Raw genomic sequence first — 21,111 nt, 5'->3', positions numbered from 1 at the left:
CCGGCGAAGGCGGCCTCAAGGTCGACGCCAGGCTCAAGGGCCTATTCGCTGGCAAGCGGAACGCCGCCCGGCCAGCTCCTACGTAGGTACGCAGCAGCAATGGATTCACCCGATGTAGGGTGAAGCGCAACGACGTTGGCAGTGGAACAACAACAATAATCACTGTAAGGAAAGCCCTATGTCAGAACACGCTCAGCCTCTCAATGCGTCCCTGGACGACTCCGCCGCCCGGAGCAGCCAGAAAGTGATTTTCGCCTCGTCCCTCGGCACGGTGTTCGAGTGGTACGACTTCTTCCTCTACGGCGCCCTGGCGGCGGTGATCAGCAAGCAGTTCTTCGCCGGGGTCAACGACACCACGGCCTTTATCTTCGCCCTGATGGCCTTTGCCGCCGGCTTCGTGGTGCGGCCCTTCGGCGCCCTGGTGTTCGGTCGCCTGGGGGACATGATCGGGCGCAAGTACACCTTCCTGGTCACCATAGTGCTGATGGGCGTGGCGACCTTCGCCGTGGGCCTGTTGCCCAACTACGCCAGCATCGGCATCGCCGCGCCGATCATCCTGGTGGCCCTGCGCATGCTCCAGGGCCTGGCCCTGGGCGGCGAATACGGCGGCGCCGCGACCTATGTCGCCGAGCACGCGCCCCAGGGCAAGCGCGGCCTGCACACCAGCTGGATCCAGTCCACCGCAACCCTGGGCCTGCTGCTGTCGCTGTTGGTGATCCTGGCGTGCCGCTACTTCACCGGCGACCAGTTCGAGGTCTGGGGCTGGCGCCTGCCATTCCTGCTGTCCATCGTCCTGCTGGGCATTTCCACCTGGATTCGCATGAGCCTGCATGAGTCGCCGGCCTTCCTGAAAATGAAGGAGGAAGGCCACACCTGCAAGGCGCCGATCCGCGAATCCTTCGGCAAATGGGACAACCTCAAGGTGGTGCTGATCGCCCTGTTCAGCATTAACGCCGGGCAGGCGGTGACCTTCTACGCCGCGCAGTTCTACGTGCTGTTCTTCCTCACCCAGTTCCTCAAGATGGACCCCGCCCTGGCCAACAGCCTGTTGATCATCAGCGTGGTGATCGGCGCACCGATGTTCATCTTCTTCGGCTGGCTGTCGGACAAGGTCGGGCGCAAGCCGGTGCTGATGCTGGGCCTGCTGCTGGCCACGGCGCTGTACTTCCCGATCTTCAAGGCCCTGGCCCACTACGCCAACCCGGCCATCGACCAGGCCAGCCGCCAGGCGCCGATCAGCGTCACGGCCGACCCGGCCACCTGCACCTTCCAGTTCGACCCAGTGGGCAAGGCGCGTTTCGACAGCCCCTGCGACAAGGTCAAGACCTTCCTGGTGAAACAGGGCCTGCCCTACAGCAGCATCGCCGCTCCGGCCGGCAGCCCGGTGCAGGTGAATGTGGGTGAGGTGAAGATCGACGGCTTCGACGAGGCCGCCCTGCGCGGCGCGGTGACCCTGGCCGGCTATCCGCAGCAGGCCGACAGCCAGAACGTCAACAAGGTGATGGTGGTGCTGCTGATCGTCGCCCTGATCCTGATTGCCGCCATGTGCTACGGCCCGCTGGCGGCACTGATGGTGGAGCTGTTCCCGACCCGCATCCGCTACACCTCGATGTCCCTGCCCTATCACATTGGCAATGGCTGGTTCGGCGGTTTCCTGCCGACGGTGTCCTTTGCCCTGGTGGTGTACACCGGGGATATCTTCTACGGGCTGTGGTACCCGGTGCTGATCACCGGGGTCAGCCTGGTGGTGGGCCTGTTGTGCCTGCGGGAAACCCGCCATGTGGATATCAACCAGGTCCCATAGGAGCCGGCTTGCCGGCGAAGGCGGTCTTGCCGGCGAAGTTGGGCTTGCGGCCCTCTTCGCGGGCAAGCCCGCTCCTACGGGCCTCAGGTGTTGTTGCAACCCTTGGCGATGGAGTCTTCGTTGGAGGTGTAGGGCCGCGATGGTTCCAGGTTCCATTCTGGCTTGTCGCGGGCAATGTTGAAGTGGCAGACCAGTTGCCGGCGCATGCTGCCCACGCTGCTGTCGCGGTTGTCCGGATTGTTCTTCCACTGGGCGTCCAGGTAGTGGTCACTGGCCAGCTCATTGAAGAAGTTGTTGGTCTGGTTGTCCTTGACTCGGCGCCCGCAGTCGGTGGGCGTCACTTCCAGGGTCATGACCTTCTTGCCGAAACCCGGGTCGTCCCGCTCGATCCACACCGCGCTCTGCACATAACGCTCGCAGCCATTCTTCTCGGTGATGGGCTGGATCACCTGCTTCTTGCTGTCGTAGACAAAGCTCGCGTCCTGCTGCGGGGTCTGCGGCAGTTTCATATTGATCACCGGCAGGTACTGCTGCACCGCCCGGTACCACTGGAGCTGATTCAGCCGCGCGCCTTCCAGGCCCGGTTCCTCGGTGTAGAACAGGGCCAGGATCGATGGCGACTGCGGCGGTTTTTCCTCCCACTTGGCCAGACGCAATTCGTTCTGGGTACCGAAGGATTCGGCGGCGATCTGCGCCATGGCACGGATGCTCTGGTAAAAAGCCGGGCCCGCGGCGCTGTTGCGCTCGTCGCGCACATCGAAAGCGCACTGGCGCGAGTGGTCGCCACGATTCTGCCGGTAGTTGGCGCCCCACTGCTCGGCATTGCTCACACCGATTTCGTGGCAGTACTTCTCGACACTGCCGGGGGTACGTCGCGAGTCGGTACAGCCCTGCTGCGCACGGTCGTCGGTGGCGGCGTCGATGGGGAAGGAACAGAGCACCGCGTAGTCCTGGTGGTCCTTGGGGTTGCCGAAGATGGTGTCGAAGATAAAGCCGCTTTGCAGGCCGTAGGCCAGCTTGCGGAACTTCGAGTCCTTGCGCAGGTAGGACGCCGAGACCCCGCCGCTGGCCTGGCTTTTCGGGCTGATGCTGTAGAACTGGTAGTCGGTGGACGGCCAGGTGGCGCGAAACAGCACTCCGGAACAGAGGAACGCCGGTTTCGATGGGCCGCCGCAATCCTGGCGGGTGTCGTTGTACAGCTGGTTGAGGCGCGCCACCGTGTCGCTGCCCTGATCAGCCTGAACGCCGGGCAACAGGCACAGCGCGGCCAGGCCGACGGCCAGGGCGATGGGGGTTGTGCGTGCTTTCATAACAAGACTTCCCTGTGGTGTGAACAAGCCGGCTGAGGATAGAAGCGGCCTTTTTCCACGGCTGGGTTTTTCCGCCTGCTGTCCCGGAGAGCCGCGGCAAGCCGCGAGCCCCAGGCTCGGGATCTGGCACTTGCCGCTGGCCACCTGCCGTGCCACTGTCTCGGCTCTTTGTGCAGCGGAGACCGAGCATGCTGTTGATCCTTCCTGTGGTGGCGGCCCTGGCGCTGATCCTGGTGTTCTGGCGCCGCCAGAAGGCCCTGGTGGGGCTGCGCCGGGAAGCCTATATCCGCTCCTTCAGCCTGCCTCCCAGGCTGTTCGAGCCCTTGCGCACCCAGCATCCGCACCTCGGCCTCAAGGACTGCCAGCTTGTAGCCCAGGGCCTGCGCCAGTTCTTTCTCGCCTACCTGAAAAGCGGCCAGCGCTATGTGTCGATGCCGTCCCAGGTGGTGGACGATCTGTGGCACGAATTCATTCTGCATACCCGGGAATACCAGGCCTTCTGCGACCGTGCCTTTGGCCAGTTCCTCCATCACACCCCAGCGGCAGTGCTCGGGCACAACGCCGAGCAGCAGAGCGATAACGGCCTGCGTCGGGTCTGGCGTCAGGCCTGCCTGGAAGAAAACATCAACCCCGCCAGCCCCAGCCGCCTGCCGTTGCTGTTCGCCCTGGACGCCAAGCTGAAGATCACCCGGGGTTTTCACTATGTCGCCGACTGCCAGTCGCTGCGGCGCCTGACGGACACCGGCGCCGGTAGCACGCTGATTCATTGCGGCAGCGATTTGCACAGCAGTGCCGTGGACAGCGATTCGAGCAGCAGTGCGGACAGCGACAGCTCGCGCTTCGGCGGTGATGGCGACAGTGGTGGCAGCGATGGCGGCGGCGACAGCAGCGGTTGTGGCGGCGGGGGGTGTGGCGGCGGCGGTGGCGATTGAGCTGGCCTGATTGAAGGTCGGCCAGCAGAGCGGCGCTGGATGCGCCGCTCTGCTGGCGGGTGTCGATCAGGCGATGATGTCGGTAACGGCCGCCTGGCCCACGGTGCCCACGGCGAAGTCCACCGCGCCATGCCCGGTCAGGTCGATCATCAGGCTGGTCTGGTTGGTTTCGGCAAAGTAGGTGAGGATCGCGTCGCCGGCATGGCCGGTGAAGCCGCTGACGAAGTTCAGGGTCGCGCCGCTGGAGGCGAACAGGCCGCTGAGGTCGATCTTGTCCTCGCCGCTGGTGAAATCCATGATCCAGTCCGGGGCGTCGAAGGTCGAGTCCGAAGCCGCGCCGAAGACAAAGGTGTCGGCCCCTGCCCCGCCCCACAGGGTATCGCCACCGCCACCGCCGTAGAGGATGTCGTTGCCGGCACCGCCTTCGAGGATATTGGCCGCCGCGTTACCGATCAGCAGGTCGTTGCCCGAACCGCCGATGGCATTTTCCACGGTCACGCCATGGGCGATGGAGACGTTGCCCACCAGGCCACCGACATCGGAGAAACCACCCTCGTTGAGGTTGATTTTCTGGTTCTGGCTGAAGCCGGAGAAATCCAGGGTGTCGTTGCCGCCACCGTCCCAGACTGCAAACACCAGCTTGTCGGCATTGGAGTGGGCGCTGTAGAAGTCGCGTCCGGTATTGGAGTTGAAGCCGTACACGGTGTCGTCGGCGCGGGTCTCGAAGTTGGCACCGTAGAGTTTCTGCACCGCGACGATATCGTCCAGCAGGGGCGCCGAGGCGTAGGCGCCGCTGCCGTCCTTGCTGAAATCCTGCTTGGTGTTGCTCTCGCTCCAGTAGCTCATCAGGCTGTAGCCGCGAGTGTCCTGGGCGTAGCTGGCGTCCTTGTAGGTGGGGTTGCCGCTGCCGGCGTTGTACACCCCCGGATGGGACAGGCCCAGGGTATGGCCGATTTCGTGGGTCAGGGTCTGGCGCCCGTAGTTGTTGGTGCCCGGGGTTTCATTGACCCGGTACTGGTCGTTGATCAGGTACCAGGACTGGCCGTCGTAGCTGCCGCCGGACGGCAGGTAGGCGAAGGCCGCGCCGCCAGTGCTGACGTTGTAGTTACCGAAGGTCATGTGGCCGTCGCCGCCCTTGTCGGCTTCGCTGAAGCTGACCTTGGCCACGTCCGCCCAGGACTGCATGGAGAGCAGCGCCTGGGCTTTCTGCAGGGAGCTGAACTCGCTGAAGCTGCCCAGCTTCGGGTTGTAGTTGGCCGGTTTTTCGGTGAGGAAGCTGTAGCTCAGGTCAATCTTGCCGTCGCCATTCTGGTCGTGCCAGGACAGCCCCTTGCGCAGGATCGAGTCGGCCGCCTGGTCGGCGGTGTATGAAGGTTTGCCATTGACCAGGGTGCTGCCGCCGCGATCGTACAGGTGGCTGAAGGCCTGAACCTGCAGGTAGGCATCGCTGCCCTGAGCGGCCGCATCGAACTGGTTTGCGCTTGCTTTTGGCATGCTTACGTCCTTGTTCCAGATAAAGAAAATAGCGATAGCGCACACACGACCCCGCCTGCGAGATCGTCCTATCACTCGCCCGTTTGAGGCGCTGGAAACCTGACATATTCGTCAGCATCGAGTCCAAGGTTTTTTTTGTCTGACAAAAGACCGAAAAGGCTCAGCCCCGGGCTGCATTTTTCACTCGCAGCGGCTGCGCGCCGAAGATAGGCTAGGCACAGATCCGCGGTCCGAAGGGCTTGACCAAGCCAGCACGCGGAACCTCTTCACAAGGAGTCGGCAATGCGCAAAATCCTGCTGCTGGGCACTTTGACCCTCTTCACCGGCGTTGCCCACGCCGGCGATATCCCGCTGTTCAATGTCTCCTGCCCGGGCAATCTGGCGGTCAGCGCCGACCAGGGCGGGCCGGTGTACATCAATGGCAAGGTGGTCGCGAGCAGCGCCGTGGATGACCGGCATTTCCAGGTCAAGACCGCTGAAGTCAGCCTGTCCATCAGCGTCGAGGACGACGACTCGGTAACCGTCAAGTACAGCGACAAGCACGGCGCCAGCGGGCTGTGCGAAGCCGTGGACGACTGAGCCTGCCTCGCCGCCCGTTCTCTCAACCTGCCGCAAGAGTCATGCATGCACATTACTGGAATCCCCTTCGCCACCACCGACTGGTCGGCTATCGAAGCCACCGAACACCGTGGTGAAACCGGCAGCGCCTGGTGGCGCACCCGACAGTTCGGCCCGATCCGCGTGCGCATGGTGGAATACACCCCGGGCTACCTGGCCGATCACTGGTGCTCCAAGGGCCATATCCTGCTGTGCCTGGAAGGCGAGCTGCACACCGAACTGGAGGACGGCCGCCAGTTCGTGCTGACCCCGGGCATGAGCTATCAGGTGGCGGACAATGCCGAGCCCCATCGCTCCTTCACCACCGTGGGGGCCAAATTGTTCGTGGTGGATTGAGGCGCCTCAGAACAGCCCCATCTGCCCGCCCACCAGGGTGCTGAAATCGTCCTGCACAAACGGCAGGATGGCGTCCGCCACCGGCTGCAGTTGCCGGGTCAGGTAGTGTTCGTAGTCGATGGCGGCGCGGCGATTTTCCAGGGGCTCGGGGCCGGCCAGGGTCATCAAGTAGCTGATCCAGCCGCCATTCTGGTACTGCAATGGGCGGCCCTGCTCGCGGTTGTAGTCGTCGGCCAGGCGCGCAGCGCGCACATGGGGCGGCACATTGCGCTCATAGTCGTCCAGGGGCCGGCGCAGGCGCTTGCGGTAGATCAGCAGGTCGTCCAACTGGCCGCTCAGGGTGCGTTGCACGTAGTCGCGCACATAGTCCTGGTAGGGCTGGCGATGGAAGATCCGCCGGTACAGCTCCTGCTGGAATTCCCGGGCCAGTGGCGACCAGTCGGTGCGTACCGTTTCCAGGCCCTTGTAGACCATCTCCTGGCTGCCGTCGGCGCGCTGCACCAGCCCCGCATAACGCTTCTTGCTGCCCTCCTCGGCACCGCGGATGGTGGGCATCAGGAAGCGCTTGTAGTGGGTTTCGAACTGCAACTCCAAGGCGCTTTCCAGGCCGTATTCCTGCTGCAGATGTTCACGCCACCACTGGTTGACCTGGGCCACCAGGGTCCGGCCGATCAGGCCTGCCTGTTCTTCGTCATGCAGGCTGCCGAGCCAGACGAAGGTGGAATCGGTGTCGCCATAGATCACCTGGTGCCCCTGGGCTTCGATCAGTTGCCGAGTACGGGCCATGATCTCGTGGCCGCGCAGGGTAATGGAGCTGGCCAGGCGCGGGTCGAAGAAGCGGCAGCCGCTGGAACCCAGCACCCCATAGAAGGCGTTCATGATGATTTTCAACGCCTGGGACAGCGGCGCATTGTGCTCGCGCTTGGCCAGCTCGCGCCCTTCGGCGACCCGCTGGACAATGGCCGGAAGGCAATGCCGGGTGCGGGAGAAACGCGCACCGCGAAAGCCCGCCACTGAATGCTCGTCATCGGGCTGGCGCAGACCTTCCACCAGGCCCAGCGGGTCGATCAGGAAGCTGCGGATGATCGAGGGGTAGAGGCTCTTGTAGTCCAGCACCAGCACCGACTCGTAGAGCCCGGGCCGCGAGTCCATGACAAAACCGCCGGGGCTGGCCTGAGGCGGCAACTCGCCGAGGTTGGGGGCGACGAAGCCCTGGCGATGCATCAGTGGCATGTACAGGTGGGTGAAGGCCGCCACCGAGCCGCCGCTGCGATCGGCGGGCAGGCCGGTGACCGTGGCCCGCTCCAGGAGGAAGGTCAGCAGCTGGGTCTTGGCGAAGATCCGCGTCACCAGTTCGCAATCCTTGAGGTTGTAGCGGGCCAGGGCCGGCTTGTCCTCGGCGAACATGCGGTTGATCTCGTCCATGCGCTGGTAGGGGTTGTCGATCGACTTGCCTTCGCCGAGCAGGGTCTGGGCGACGTTCTCCAGGCTGAAGGACGGAAAGCTCCAGGTGGCCGAGCGCAGCGCCTCGATGCCGTCGATGATCAGCCGCCCCGCCGCTGCGGCGAAATAGTGGGTGCGACTGCCATGCTCGCGCCAGTGCATCTCCGCGCCGTCGCGTCCCAGGCGCAGGGGCACCGCCAGGCGCCGGGCGTGCTCATGGAGTACCCGCAGATCAAACTGCACCAGGTTCCAGCCGATGATCGCGTCCGGGTCGTGCACGGCCAGCCACTGGTTGAGCCTCTCCAGCAATTGCTCGCGGCTGGCGCAGAACTCCAGGTCGAAATCCACCGCGCTGTCGTCCTCCCGGGCCTTGCCGAGCATGTACACCTGGCGTTGGCCGCAGCCTTGCAGGGCAATGGAATACAACTCGCCACGCTCGCTGGTCTCGATATCCAGGGACACCAGCTTGAGCTTCGGCCGGTAGTCGGGCGCCGGCTTCATCTGCGCTTCCAGGATCAGGCCATCGGGCCCCCGCTGGCCGCTGAACTGCACCGGCGCGGTGATGAAACGCTCCATCAGGTAGCGCTCCGGGGGCCGCACATCGGCCTCGAACACCTCGACGCCGGCACGCCGCAGGGTCTTCTCCAGGCGCATCAGCTGATTGTGCTGCGGGCAGTACAGGCCCAGCACCGGCCGTTGGTGGAAATCCCGCAGTTGCAGCGGACGCAGTTGCACATCCGGGTCATCGACCAGCAGCCGCTCGGCCTGGGCACGCTGCGCCGCCGGGACGAAGGCCACTGAAGTCTGCAACGGCAAGCGTATCCGACGTGGTCCCTGGTCGCTGGCCAGCCAGAATTCGACTTCCGTGCCCGCCGGCGTATCGCGCCAGTGCCGGGTCAGGACGAAGCCTTGTTGTACATCCACCGCTGCAACCTCAGAACGTTTCAAGGCGCCGATTCTACCTGCCCCGGGCGGCGATGGGGTGTCTGGATGATGGCTTTGCGGCTTTTGTCAGACAAAATGTAGTGCCTGAAAATTTTCACTACAAAACCGTTGACGAGAGGAATTGGCCTCTTGCATGATGCAGACGTCTCCCCGATCGGGGGACGAGGCAAAGGTGTTATGAGCAAGCTCGTCTGACCGCCGAGCTGTGACCCGGATGTGTACTGCCCACAAGGCAGATTGATGAAACTGACCTGGCATTGATCGTCCAGAACAAGGACGGGAAGCCGGCGAAAACTCTTCAAGATGCTTGTGGTCGATGGTTGGAATATCGGCAGCTTCATCCAGGTTTGCGCTGCTTCTCTTCGTTGTGACGCTATTGCGTAGCAGTTAATCAAGGCAACTACACGCATCAGGCTCTGGGCCTTATCTGTATCCGACAGACACCCTCTGTCGCCCTGTTTCCGGTATCAGGGTTCAACTTACCGACGTAGCAAGATGAATTAGCGAATCAACTTAGATAGATCGACAAATGGTCAAGGGGGCTACAAATGAATCTTAATAACCAACCCACTATTGATGAATTGGCACGTATGTTCGCCGCACAGAAAGACAGCCACGACAGCCACATCCTGTGGATTGCCAAGTCGGGCCAAGTGCATATCGACTGCCTGTCGCCCCATAACCATGAAGCAGAATTCGAGCGCAACAACCAGGAACTCGCGGCCCGCCTGAAGATGTACCGCCGCGGCCAGGGCTACGTCGGCAAGAAAGCCGCCGCCGACAAGGACTTTATCGGTCGGGTACTGGAAACCCTGAAAGCCGAGTGGCAGTCGCTGCGGGGCCAGGCGGAAGTTCGGGTGATTGATCGGTTCTGTTGAGCAAGGCGATCGACTGGTTGAACAAGGGTTGTTGAAATAAGAATAAAAATGGGGCGCTCTTTTGCAGCGCCCCTTTTTATGAGTCAGGAATCAGCAACATTCATTTTCAGGTAAATGACTTGCCGGCCTACTTGCTCTCCTTGGCGATAGTGCCCAGGGCAGCATCCTTGACCAGATAGCGACCTTCCACATCGCTGAGCAGCTTCAAGCTGTTGCGCGCCATGACCAGGCCAACGTCAACCTCCTGCTTGAGGTAGATAACCTCACCCGCCTTGACCGTCACGGTCATGTCCGCCCAGTTTTCAGCCTTGGAACTGATGACGTGCTGACCCGGGGTGACATAGAAATAGATGTACTGGTTGCCACGGTTGTAGCCCATTTCCGAATCGGCTTCCTTGTCATCGAGGAACACATTGAAGCGCACCATCATCCCGACATTACTGGGGCGAACAACATACACCAGCCCCTTGTCGGCAACGGCCGGCTTGGGCAGTGAGTACTGTGCGACTTCAGCCTGCATCTTTTCCATCGACGGCGCCGATGCACAGCCATAAAGCAGGGCCAGTGAAAGAACAGCTGCAGCTTTAAAGATAGTTTTCATAGGGTAAAGCTTCCTTGTGGTGAACAACGTTATTTTCCTGACAACATTTTTTCGAACTACTGTGCTTGGCATGCCGATATTTGATCGACATCCCGTGAATTTCCCACACGGCTGTCAAACCAACCTTTCAGCTCAATCGACCTAGTTCAGCCAGCGTTTGAACATCGGGTCGAGGTGAAGCTGCCCACCCAATATCGAAAAATATCCCCGGCAAACGCCGGGAGTATTTATTTCACCACTAGATAAGATCTGAGTTTACAGGCTAGTTATTCATACACTTTTGCAGCACACAATATCTTTGCAAAAGTTCTCCAGCTAGGGTTGACGACACCTTTATCTCCAGAGTTCTTTGCATACATATCTATTGCCCTCACCCAAGCTTCCATTGCACCTAAAAACCTGTCTAAATCTGGATTATCCCATTCATCAGGAGCCAGTATCAGTTCTTTTCTGAACGCTTCGACAAAATCTGCAAATTCTTCTTTTGTCTGTATATCTTCCACCTGTTCAAAATTCATAGACCCCTCACTTAAAAACGCCTCAAACACAAATAATCGAACCGTTATTTAGCTTGGTCATTTTCCACCCCTCCTCAGCAATTTCTGCGCCGGGGGGAGGGGGGATATTTCTAGTCAAACATTTCGTGCCTGAGCAAATAAAAGTCTGGACCTAACAACAACTTAATCTCCTCAGAGCGAAGAGTCGTATCCACATAAAGCAAAATCGGATAGTCCGAGAACATTTGCTCAACAGACTCTCCATCAAAAGGGTCAATATTTCCTTTCAGAACAAAGCTTTCTGACTCCTTGCCGCCAAACTTATAATAGACCCCTCCTAGGTATGAACTATCTCTCTCCTCAAAATAAAAATTTAACTTTTCCTCGACTTTTGATTTCGCCTCAAAAATAGCCACACCCTTGAAACCATATAAATCATAAGCAGCCATTTTAATCACTTAGGTAAAATAAGACTTGGAGTTCGACTTGTTGCCGAGGATGTCGAGCCATAAATCGTGAAGTTAACATCTCGTCGCTGTTTGTCCTCGTCGCGGACAGTGATTTGCCCATCGGAAACAGCAGCGTAAGTAGTACTGCAGTCATGCCCTTTGTTGTTGGCCCCTACTAGCAGGCGGCTACCCGCATAGAGGTAGGCTTCATTCCCTGCCGTCACCCGGCTGGCGGTCAGTTCAAGATCCTCACCGGCCTTGAGCGCCACATTACCGCCAGCCACCAAGGTCCTGGCAACCTGCTGAACATGATCCTCCTGACTTGTCACCTTCTTGGTCTTGCTCGCCGAATGCTGCTTATCTTCACACCGCCCAACATCTGATTAAGCACACAAACTCAAACCACTCAAGCAAAACAACCATACCTCAAACCAAAACCAACAGATCAAAATATATAACAGTTTTCCGTGCTAACGGTTTCATACCTCCAGGACTCTATGACTCCGCCCCTCGATACCAGAACCGAATACCGGCAATCCCGCGCCCATGTTATATAATATCGTTTACCCATAGCCTCCTCTACAACCCGATCAAACACTCTATTGTAGTTTCCTGCACCCCAGAGCGGCCCCTTACAATCACGAGTACAAATAGTGTAAAACTGCATCAATCTTTATTACGTTCTCTCTCCACTTCAACCAGAGGTCGATACTTATCATATAAAGCCCAATAATTGATAATCAGTGCTGGCGGCATACTTCCAATACTCTCATAAATAGACATTGACGAGTTCTTATAAGACTTCAACCTAACCATCATTCCATCATTCCATCATTCCATCATGCAAAGTCGCAAACGCATTGAGCCCTGGAACGCTATTCAACAAATCACTTACTGGCGTCCCGTAACATATTGAATAAAAACCACCACACCTACTTCCCAGGTAATCATTCAGCCCAATATTCTTTCCCTCCCTTATATTTCCACCCTTCATTTCCCGAGGAGCAAAACCACCCTTTAACGGTTCAAAAATTACGCTTTTTTCTCGATCCACCCTGGCCTAACATCTGGCTCTCGCCCTGCAGGATACTCATACCACTCCATCAACGCCCCAGTCGCCTAAAAAACAAAACAACTACTCTTATCTTCTGTTTCATATCGCCAGGATTTTATGATCCCAGATCCGGAAACCAATATAGAGTACCGGCACCCCATAAGCCATGTAATGTAATAACGAACACCACCCCCCTCATCCACGACCTTATCAAAGGTTGCATTCTTATTACTAGGCGACCAGTATTGGTGTAAACAGTTCGGCATGCATTTTGGAGGCCAAAAATGCGACTCGAATGGAGTACCAACAAGTCCGTCCATCGCACTAACCCAAGTAGAATAGAACGGTGAAGAACAGCCTAGAACAAACATAAAAAACAACAAGCTACTAATTTTCTTTTTCATTATCTCTCACCGACCTTATCAAGGGTCTATATTTTTCAAAAATCGCCCCATAGTTAATGATCAACGCTGGAGGTATGCTACCAATATTTTCAAGAAGACTCATATCGGGCTTCTCCCCCAAAGAACCGCCCAACTGCCATTTCAAGCTTTTCAGCTCAACCAGCCTATTCATCCAGGTATCATGCAAGGTCGCAAATGCGTTAAATCCAGGAGCTTCATTTAAAAAATTACTAATAGGCATTCCATGACAGATAGCTAGTAGTGAGACACATGCTTGGTTTAAACCAACATTATTTCCCTCTCGCACGACCCCACCCACAGTAACGCGCGGTACAAACCCTCCATCCAACTCTTGAAAAACGTTGCTTTCAGGCCTCTTTACCCCAGGTCTAACATCTGGTTCTCGCCCTGCAGAATACTCATACAACTCCATCAACGCCCCAGTCGCCGCAATACTCAGCCAGGTCTCTTTGTCCTTACCACTCAACACACCTTTCAGCACGGTATTGGCTGCATAGGCCTTCAACCGCTCGATGTAATTACCGTCATAAACATAGTTACCTTCCGGTGTTAACGTTCGCCCCATTTCGTTGGTGAAAGCGGCTCCGAAACCGGCAATCGCCGCACTGGACACATAGCCTTTCAAACTGTCTTCGCCGAATACATCCTTGGCCACCCTCCCCAAGTTGCCCTTGTTATTGATGGCGCTGGCTGCGGCCGTGCCCGCCATGGAGGACAGCGCAGCAGTCGCCATCGCATTACCCCAGCCCGCAGCCACAAAGGACCCGGTTGTGGCCGTAATCCCACCTGCGGCCATGGCTGTTCCACTACCGGCAGACCCCACACCCGCAAATGTTGTACCCAATGCTCCACTCGCGGCACCTGCCGTAAATGCAGCGACAACGATGACAATCGCCAACATAGCCCCTTGGCCAAGACTGGAATGACTGTATTTGAAACTGTCGTGAATCTCTTGGACCCTGCGCCAGTCCACATCACCCCGTTGTTCTGCCTCCTTGAGCCATGCCAGTTGCGGGTCCGCCTTGACCATCATGTCAATGCTCTGACTGATGGTGCGTTGGTCGATGTGATTGATATCGATCTTCAGTCCATCCAGTGCCCTGATCGCTACCTTTCCTTGCGCGATCAACGCTGTCTGACGCAAGGTCTCATCGGTACTGCCCTTCCCCTTGGCACTGGTCCAAGCAAGACTGCTATTGCTCTTCTCGTGACTCTCCTGATGCAGGTCCTTTACCCCTGCAAAGGTGATCTCGCCGCCGCTGTCCAGGGTGATGTCCTGGCCACTTTCCAGTTGGGCCGCCTGGTACTGCTGATCGCCCTCGCTCTTGAGCGTCAGGCCAGCGCCCGCGCTGATGCTTGCGCCCACATGGCGGATGTCCGTCTCTTCATCACGCCGGGTTTTCTTCTGGCCCCAGCTGCCGCTTTTCTTCATGTCGTACAGCGAGTAGTCGCTGTCTTCGGCGGCCAGCAGCTGTAGCCTGTCGCCCGCCACCAGGTAGGCTTCATCCCCCGCCGTAATGCGGCTGGAGATCAGCGTCAGGTCCTGGCCGGCGGCCAGCGCCACATTCCCACCGGCCTTGACGCTGCTCTGCACTTGCTGGAGGTGATCCTCCTGCCGCGTGACCTTCCTGGTCTTGCTATAGGCGTGCTGCTCATCCGCCGCGGAAACCAGGCTCAGGTCTTGCGTGGCGCTGATGCCGATATTGCGCGCAGCCTCGATCTGGCTGGCGATGGCGCTGATATCACGCCCTGCGCTGATGTCCAGGTCGCGCCCGGCCTGCAGGCCAGAGCCGTGCTGGGTCAGGCTGAGGTCGTTGTCGCGAACCCCGCGGTGGTTGCCGATCACTTGCTGCACCGACGTCAGGTTGACGTCGCGACCTGCGCTAAGGCGGGCATCGGCACCGCTGCTGAGCAGGCCGCCGCGGTTGTGCAGGTCGCGCCCGGCGTTGAGCAGCAGCTGGTTAGCCGCCTCCACTCGAGCGGCGTTGTCGACGAAGTCGCGCTGCTGGCTATAGCGACCGTTGCTGCTCTGGTGGCTGCTCAGGCTGCGTTCGTTGATCAGGTCGCCACGGCTTGCGCCGAGGCTCAGGTCACGTCCGGCAATGATGCCGCCGGCGCTGTTCACCAAGTGGTTGTCGGCCAGCAGGTCGAGGCGATTGCCGGCTTCCACCAGGCCGCTGTTGACCAGGTTGTGCCCGGCCTGGGCCGAGAGGTTCTGAGTGGCGTGCAGGGTGCCGACGTTGTGCAGGTTTTGCCCGACGATCAGCTTCAAGTCGCTGCCGGCGATCAAGGCGCCGTTGGGTGCCAGGCGACCCTTGGCCTGGGCCAGGTAGAGCACCGGCACCAGCACCTGCTCGCCATTCACCTCGGCGTTTTCCAGCCAGACGATATCGTGGGTCAGGGCCGCCACCTGCTCCGACGTCAGGGTCACACCCACTGCCAGGTTGAGCGCGTCCTTGCTCTTGATGGCGTTGTCCATCAGGTACTTGAACAACTTTTCGTCGGTGTTCTGGCCATCGATAAAGCGCTGGCCAGTACGAGCCACGACCGCTTGCTGGATCAGCTTCTGCTCGTAGAAACCGTCCCCCAGGCGTTTGGCACTGGCATCCGGGTCGTAGCCGAGGTTGGCCAGCAGGTAGTCCGAACTCATGAACTGCTTGAGGTCGGTGAGCGCCGGGTTGGTTTCGATCAGGTATTTGTGCGGATTACCCGGTTCTCCATCGGCACTGGGCAGACGGAACAGCCCGTTGTGCTCGCCGGGCAGGTTGAAGCCGGGCAGCTCTAGCGGGTTGACCTGTTGCTGGGCCAGATCCGGCGGCAGCTGCTGGTTGAGGCTCACCCGGGTGGAGAAGCTGCTGCCCGGCGCTGATGTATCGGTGCGCCGGCCACTGCCAATGTAGCTAAAGCCCGGGCGCACCACGCTGTTGTCGACGCCGTTGCCGGCATTGATGCTAGCCGCACCAGCCGCCTGGATCACCGCGGCGTAGCGCTGGTCGCCAGTGCTGAGCGTTCGCGTTGTGCCCAGGTTGGTCCATTCGCGTTCGGTCATGCCGATAAAGCCGGCCAGCGCCCCTTCCAGGCCACCCAGGTCGTCAGGCGTATAGCCCGCGCTCTGAAACCAGTACTTGTTGTTCAGCGCATTGGCGACGTTGTGCCAGGCCCCGGCATCGGTGGTGCGTTTGGACATGAACACCCGGGTGGTTTCGGTTTCGCCGGTTTCCACGCCACGGTTGAACAGATTGTTGGCCGTGACCGTCAGGTTGCCCGCCGCGGCAATACTGCTGCTGTGGTTCAACAGATCGCCTGCATGGATATTCAGGTTGGCCCCGGTGCTGATGCTCGATGCTGCGCTGGCAGCGGTCACTTCAAACCTGTCGCGCTGGAGGATTTCCCAGGCACGGTTGCGCTTGCCTCCCTTGCAATCGCCGGCGTTGACCCCCTGTATGCAGGCGATCTCTCCGATGCGCGCGGTATAGATGCCGCCGTTGCCGATGGTCAGCACGTCGCGCAGGTTCTCGACGGTGCTGGCGGCGAGCGTCATGGAGCCGTCGCTTTGCAGCGATCCGGAACGGTTGACGATGCTGCTGGCCAGGCTGCCCTGGCCGTCTCGGTCGACGCTCAGGTCGCCCAGGCTGTAGATATCGCCGTAGTGGTTGCTCAGTCTATCGAGGCGCAGGCTCATGTCGCCGCCGCTGAACACCAGCCCATGGTCGTTGACCAGGGCGCCAGTGCTCAGGGTCAGGTCACGGGCGGCACCGAGGGTGCCCTGATTGTTGATGTCAGCGGCGCGCAGATCGAGGTTGGCAGCGGAGGTCAGGCGCCCGGCGTTGTGCATCTGCCCGGCCACCGCGATGCGGCTGTCGCCACCAGCGGCGATGCTGCCCTCGGCCCCCAGGTACAACTGCCCGGCCGCAAGGGCCAGGTTGCCGCGACTGCTCAGCCGGCCATTCCCCGCGTAGCGGCCCCGCAGATCGAGGCTGAGGCTGCCGTCGCTGGCGATCAGGCCATCGTTGTGCCAATCGCCACCGTTGCCGATCAGGGCGTCGCCGGCCAGCAACTGGCCGCTGGCGGTCTGGCTGAAATGATTGACGTTGACAGTCAGGCGCCCGGCCTGGATGACGTTGCTGTTGCTCCAGCTGTCGGCATTGAGGGTCAGGCCGCCACGGGTGACGATGCTGCCACCGGCGCCGGTGACATGGGCGCTGGCAATGTCGAAGGTGCCACGGCCCATATGCAGCAGACTGCCGCCGCCATTGAAGAAGGAGCCAAGCTCCAGGTGCAAATCGTGGTTGGCGCTTTCCAGGGTGCCGCTGCGGTTGTCCAATAGCCCGCCAATCTCGAAGCGGCTGCTGCCGGCAGTGCCCAGGGCGCGCAGCTGGCCGGCCTGGTTGTCGAGGCTGGCGGCCTTGATGCTCAAGTCGCTGTCGCTTTCGATAATGCCCAGGCGGTTGTTCAAGGCACCGCGCAAGTCGAGGTCGATCTGCCGGCCGGCGACCTGGCTGTCATGGCTGCCGCGGTTGTCAGCGCTGTTATCGAAGCTGTCGGCACTGACTTTGACCAGGCCCTTGGCGTACAGGCCGCCATTGCGGTTGTCGAAGTCACCGCCGGTGATCAGCGCGTCGCCGCTCTGCGCGGCAATCCGCCCGCCGTGGTTATCGATGCCGGCCCGGGCCTTGAGGGTCAGATGCTGGGCCTGGATCACGCCGCCCTGGTGATGGCTGTTCGGGTCATAACCGTTTTTCAGCTTGCCGCTGAGCTCGGCTGTCATTACCCCTTGCTGGCTGGAGAGCACGCCACCACGGTTATCCAGGGTGCCGGCAGTGACCGTCACCTGGCGCTGGCCGCTCAGGGTGCCGCCCTGGTTGTTCAAGGCCTGGGTTGCAGTGGCGCTAAGATCGCGGCTGGCCAGCAGCGTCTTGCCGCGGTTATCGAGGTGCTGCGCGGTCAGTATCAGATCGCCATGGGCATTGCGGCTGTCATCAAGGTTGACCCCGGCTTCGATAATGCCCTGGTTGCTCAGTTGCCCACCGCTGCTGAGCTTGATGCTGTCCCGCGCCGCCAGGGTTTTGTGGTTGGTCAAGTCGCCCCGGGTTCGCACCTTGAGCTCGCTGCCGGCGTAGATCGAACCTTGAGCCTCAAGGCTGCCGGCCTTGATCGCCACCGCGCCCTTCTCGGCGCTGGCCTCCACCATGCGCAATTGACCATCGGCATCCAGCTGGATATCGCCGCCGCTGGCAATCAGCTTGCCGTCGAGCTTGACCCCCACCCCGGCCTCGGTGCCCACCAGCTTGATGGCCCCGGCGTACATACCGCCCAGGGCCGAAGAATCGATGGCCAGTTGCGGTGCATCCGCCGGGTTGACGGCCCGCGCCGTGGCTTCAAGAGTCTGGGCATCGACATCGTTGGCCCCAGCGATTACCGCCAGGTGCTTGGCCTGGATTTGCGCATTGATCCTGGCGCTGCGGGTGATGATTTCGAAGCGGTCGATATTGCTGGCATTCAAGCCCGCACCTTCGATGGCCACGCTGCCCTGGTCCACCTGGTAACGCTGCAACTGGCCGTTCTCAATCATCGGCTTGCCGGTGGTCAAGGTGGCTTGCGGCGTGTTGATGAAACCGCAGCCATTGCAGGTGATGCCATAGGGGTTGGCGACGATGACATGGGCTCCCTGCCCCGCCACTTCGGTGTAGCCCTTGAGCTGGCTGGGGCTGCCGCCGTTGACCTCGTTGAGAATCACATGGGCCGCACGACCGCCCAGGCCGCTGTTACCGAGAATGATCCCGCCCAGCTGGGTGGACTGGGTGCGGTTGGTGGCGTTGTTGAGGATCACCCCCTGCTGGCCGACGTTGTAGTCGCTGAACTGGTTGTGGGACAGCCCGCTGCCATTGGGCGCGGCAATATTGACGATGGGCACGCCATTGGCCGCCAGGCCCAGGTGGGTGCCGCTGCCATTGACCACAATGCCGTCGGCCATCACCACCAGCGGCTGCCAGAACATCATGTTGGCCAGGATGAACGCCAGGCCACGCTTGGGCAGCCCGCAGAAGGACTCACGGGATTGCAGGGCAGCCGAAGGCTGGCGAGCCAGGAAGGCAAATTGACCAACGTCCATGTCGGGTGTCTCGGATACAGGGCGAAAGAACAGCGCACGCCCGCAGGTGCACGCAGCCTCGAGGCCAGGTTCGCCAGGCAACGCCTGGCGCTGGCGCACTCTCAGGAAACCGGCGGCGAAGGAATGGGAAAGACGACAGGGCCATGAATATGGCTGGCGCATGCCCTCGCAACCGCGCCGATACTAGGCGCGCGCCGCGGAGCGAAAAATCAGATAGATCCCAAAGTCCTTGGAAAATATCTTGATCAGTTTCAGTGATGGGTAGCCTTGGAAGGCATAGCGAAAGCCTGCTGCCCAGAATCGGGCAGCAGGCTTTTTATCAAGAACAACGAACAGAACAGCTCGACATCAAAAGGCAAAACACGAACAGCCAAACGCCCCCCAGAACCCCTGGAAATCACTCACCGGCACATTCGACAGTCGCGCCCGTTCATGGCCATGGGCATGTACCGTGCAGGGCCCGCTGCATTGGTGCACCTGGTTCTGTAGCGGCGCGCCGGGTTTCCAGTGCCCTGGCACCTTGGCCACCGGCGACCAGTCCGGGGTTACCGGCAAGGTCGGCGGCGCCAGTTTGTCGAAGTCGCCGGCGGCATGCACCACCTTGCCGTCTACCACGGTGAGCAGGGATTCGATCCACTTGATCGCCTCTTCCTCGACGCTGAAATAGTCCGCCGACAGCGCCACCAGGTCCGCCAGTTGGCCAACCTTGATCTGGCCCTTCTTGCCCTGCTCCGAGGAGAACCAGGCACTGCCGTGGGTGTAGAGCTCCAGTGCGGTGTCACGGCTCAGGCCCTGGGGATACAGCTCCAGGCCGCCCACCGTGCGCCCGCTGACCATCCAGTACAGCGAGGTCCAGGGGTTGTAGCTGGAAACCCGGGTGGCGTCGGTGCCGGCGCCCACCGGTATGCCTTCGGCGAGCATGCGCTGGATCGGTGGGGTCATCTCGGCGGCCTTGGCGCCGTAGCGCTCGACGAAGTACTCGCCCTGGAAGGCCATGCGGTCCTGGATGGCGATGCCGCCGCCCAGGGCCCGTACCCGCTCGATGTTTTTCGGGCTGATGGTTTCTGCATGGTCGAAGAACCACGGCAGGCCATTGAAGGGAATGTCGCGGTCGACCTTCTCGAACACATCGAGCATGCGCGAGATGGACTCGTCATAGGTGGCGTGCAGGCGAAACGGCCAGCGCTGCTCCACCAGGTGGCGCACCACCGGTTCCAGTTCCTGTTCCATGCTCTGCGGCAGGTCGGGGCGCGGTTCGAGGAAGTCCTCGAAGTCGGCGGCGGAAAACACCAGCATTTCCCCGGCGCCGTTGTGCCGCAGAAAGTCGTCGCCCTGGCCATAGGTGACGCTGCTGGTCCAGTTTTTGAAGTCCGCCAGTTCTTCCTTGGGCTTCTGGGTGAACAGGTTGTAGGCGATGCGTACGGTCAGTTGCTGCTTGGCCGCCAGCTCGTTGATCACCTGGTAGTCGTCGGGGTAGTTCTGGAAACCGCCGCCGGCATCGATGGCGCTGGTCACCCCCAGGCGGTTGAGTTCACGCATGAACTGGCGGGTGGAGTTGACCTGGTATTCCAATGGCAGCTTGGGGCCCTTGGCCAGGGTCGCATAGAGAATCATCGCGTTGGGCCGGGCGATCAGCATGCCGGTGGGGTTGCCGTTGGCGTCGCGGACGATCTCGCCACCCGGCGGGTTCGGCGTGTTGCGGTCGTAGCCCACCACCCGCAGCGCGGCGCGGTTGAGCAAGGCGCGGTCGTAGAGGTGCAGGACGAACACCGGGGTATCGGGCGCGGCCTGGTTCAACTCCTCCAGGGTCGGCATGCGTTTCTCGGCGAACTGGAATTCGTTCCAGCCACCCACCACTCGTACCCACTGCGGCGCCGGGGTGCGTTGCGCCTGTTCCTTGAGCAGGCGCAGGGCATCGGCCAGGGACGGCACGCCTTCCCAACGCAGCTCCAGGTTGTAGTTGAGGCCGCCGCGGATCAGGTGCAGGTGCGAGTCGTTGAGCCCGGGAATCACCGTGCGCCCCAGCAGGTCGATCACCTGGGTACCGGCGCCGCGCAAGGCCATGGCCTCGGCATCCTCGCCCACGGCAATAAAGCGCCCGTCCTTGATCGCCACCGCACTGGCCCGGGGCTTGGCCCGATCCACGGTGTGCAGGCGGCCGTTGAACAGAATCAGATCGGCAATTGCATTGGCTTGCATGGCATTGCTCCTAA

Annotated in this window: 13 protein-coding genes and 1 pseudogene; 5 read left to right on the top strand and 9 right to left on the bottom strand. The window is 60.5% G+C overall.

Features of this window, described 5'->3' with window-relative positions; genetic code table 11:
* Positions 1-178 precede the first annotated feature (178 nt).
* A complete protein-coding gene (locus tag J4P02_RS11870; RefSeq protein ID WP_426190323.1) occupies positions 179-1,804 on the top strand; it encodes an MFS transporter in 1,626 nt (541 codons plus the stop codon).
* Positions 1,805-1,887: 83 nt separating this feature from the next.
* On the opposite strand, the gene J4P02_RS11865 is transcribed toward J4P02_RS11870, so the two are convergent.
* Positions 1,888-3,114 carry a DUF2599 domain-containing protein gene (locus tag J4P02_RS11865; RefSeq protein ID WP_426190321.1) on the bottom strand — a complete coding sequence of 409 codons (1,227 nt, stop codon included), beginning with the start codon at positions 3,112-3,114 and terminating at the stop codon, positions 1,888-1,890.
* Positions 3,115-3,302: 188 nt separating this feature from the next.
* Here J4P02_RS11865 and J4P02_RS11860 point away from each other — a divergent pair, with 188 nt between their 5' ends.
* Positions 3,303-4,046: a glycine-rich domain-containing protein gene (locus J4P02_RS11860; RefSeq protein ID WP_426190319.1), complete on the top strand. Its 744-nt coding sequence runs from the start codon at positions 3,303-3,305 to the stop codon at positions 4,044-4,046.
* Between the two features lie 66 nt (positions 4,047-4,112).
* Here the strand turns inward: J4P02_RS11860 and J4P02_RS11855 are convergent, their stop codons facing one another.
* Positions 4,113-5,540 carry a serralysin family metalloprotease gene (locus tag J4P02_RS11855; RefSeq protein ID WP_426190317.1) on the bottom strand — a complete coding sequence of 476 codons (1,428 nt, stop codon included), beginning with the start codon at positions 5,538-5,540 and terminating at the stop codon, positions 4,113-4,115.
* 282 nt (positions 5,541-5,822) lie between these two features.
* Here J4P02_RS11855 and J4P02_RS11850 point away from each other — a divergent pair, with 282 nt between their 5' ends.
* Entirely contained in the window at positions 5,823-6,119 is a 297-nt protein-coding gene (locus J4P02_RS11850) for a hypothetical protein (protein ID WP_426190315.1), read from the top strand.
* A 45-nt stretch (positions 6,120-6,164) separates the two neighbouring features.
* Positions 6,165-6,494 carry a DHCW motif cupin fold protein gene (locus J4P02_RS11845; RefSeq protein WP_426190313.1) on the top strand — a complete coding sequence of 110 codons (330 nt, stop codon included), beginning with the start codon at positions 6,165-6,167 and terminating at the stop codon, positions 6,492-6,494.
* A 6-nt stretch (positions 6,495-6,500) separates the two neighbouring features.
* On the opposite strand, the gene J4P02_RS11840 is transcribed toward J4P02_RS11845, so the two are convergent.
* Positions 6,501-8,861 carry a DNA polymerase II gene (locus J4P02_RS11840; RefSeq protein WP_426190592.1) on the bottom strand — a complete coding sequence of 787 codons (2,361 nt, stop codon included), beginning with the start codon at positions 8,859-8,861 and terminating at the stop codon, positions 6,501-6,503.
* A gap of 569 nt (positions 8,862-9,430) precedes the next feature.
* Between J4P02_RS11840 and J4P02_RS11835 the strand changes: the two genes are divergently transcribed.
* On the top strand, positions 9,431-9,760 hold the full coding sequence (locus J4P02_RS11835) for a hypothetical protein (RefSeq protein WP_426190311.1): 330 nt from the start codon (positions 9,431-9,433) through the stop codon (positions 9,758-9,760).
* Between the two features lie 127 nt (positions 9,761-9,887).
* Here J4P02_RS11835 and J4P02_RS11830 read toward each other — a convergent pair whose 3' ends face one another.
* From J4P02_RS11830 to J4P02_RS11805, 6 genes and pseudogenes are all read right to left on the bottom strand, one after another.
* Complete coding sequence (locus tag J4P02_RS11830; protein ID WP_426190590.1) at positions 9,888-10,280, bottom strand: DUF2846 domain-containing protein; 393 nt, start codon at positions 10,278-10,280, stop codon at positions 9,888-9,890.
* 347 nt (positions 10,281-10,627) lie between these two features.
* Positions 10,628-10,879, bottom strand: coding sequence for a DUF7660 family protein (locus J4P02_RS11825; RefSeq protein WP_426190309.1), 252 nt, complete (start codon positions 10,877-10,879; stop codon positions 10,628-10,630).
* Positions 10,880-10,989: 110 nt separating this feature from the next.
* A complete protein-coding gene (locus J4P02_RS11820; protein ID WP_426190307.1) occupies positions 10,990-11,307 on the bottom strand; it encodes a hypothetical protein in 318 nt (105 codons plus the stop codon).
* Positions 11,308-11,312: 5 nt separating this feature from the next.
* Positions 11,313-11,669: pseudogene (locus tag J4P02_RS11815) on the bottom strand (hemagglutinin repeat-containing protein); the annotation flags it as partial.
* 1,079 nt (positions 11,670-12,748) lie between these two features.
* The gene (locus tag J4P02_RS11810) at positions 12,749-18,898 is read right to left on the bottom strand and encodes a filamentous hemagglutinin N-terminal domain-containing protein (protein ID WP_426190305.1); all 6,150 of its coding nucleotides are present in this window, start codon (positions 18,896-18,898) and stop codon (positions 12,749-12,751) included.
* Positions 18,899-19,246: 348 nt separating this feature from the next.
* Positions 19,247-21,097, bottom strand: a complete 1,851-nt coding sequence (locus J4P02_RS11805; protein ID WP_426190303.1) for an amidohydrolase — start codon at positions 21,095-21,097, stop codon at positions 19,247-19,249.
* Positions 21,098-21,111: the final 14 nt, after the last annotated feature.

The sequence above is a fragment of the Pseudomonas sp. NFXW11 genome (assembly GCF_049887815.1).
Classification (GTDB): domain Bacteria; phylum Pseudomonadota; class Gammaproteobacteria; order Pseudomonadales; family Pseudomonadaceae; genus Aquipseudomonas.
Note: the sequence above shows the minus strand (reverse complement) of the source record. Positions and strands in the feature narration are given on the sequence as shown.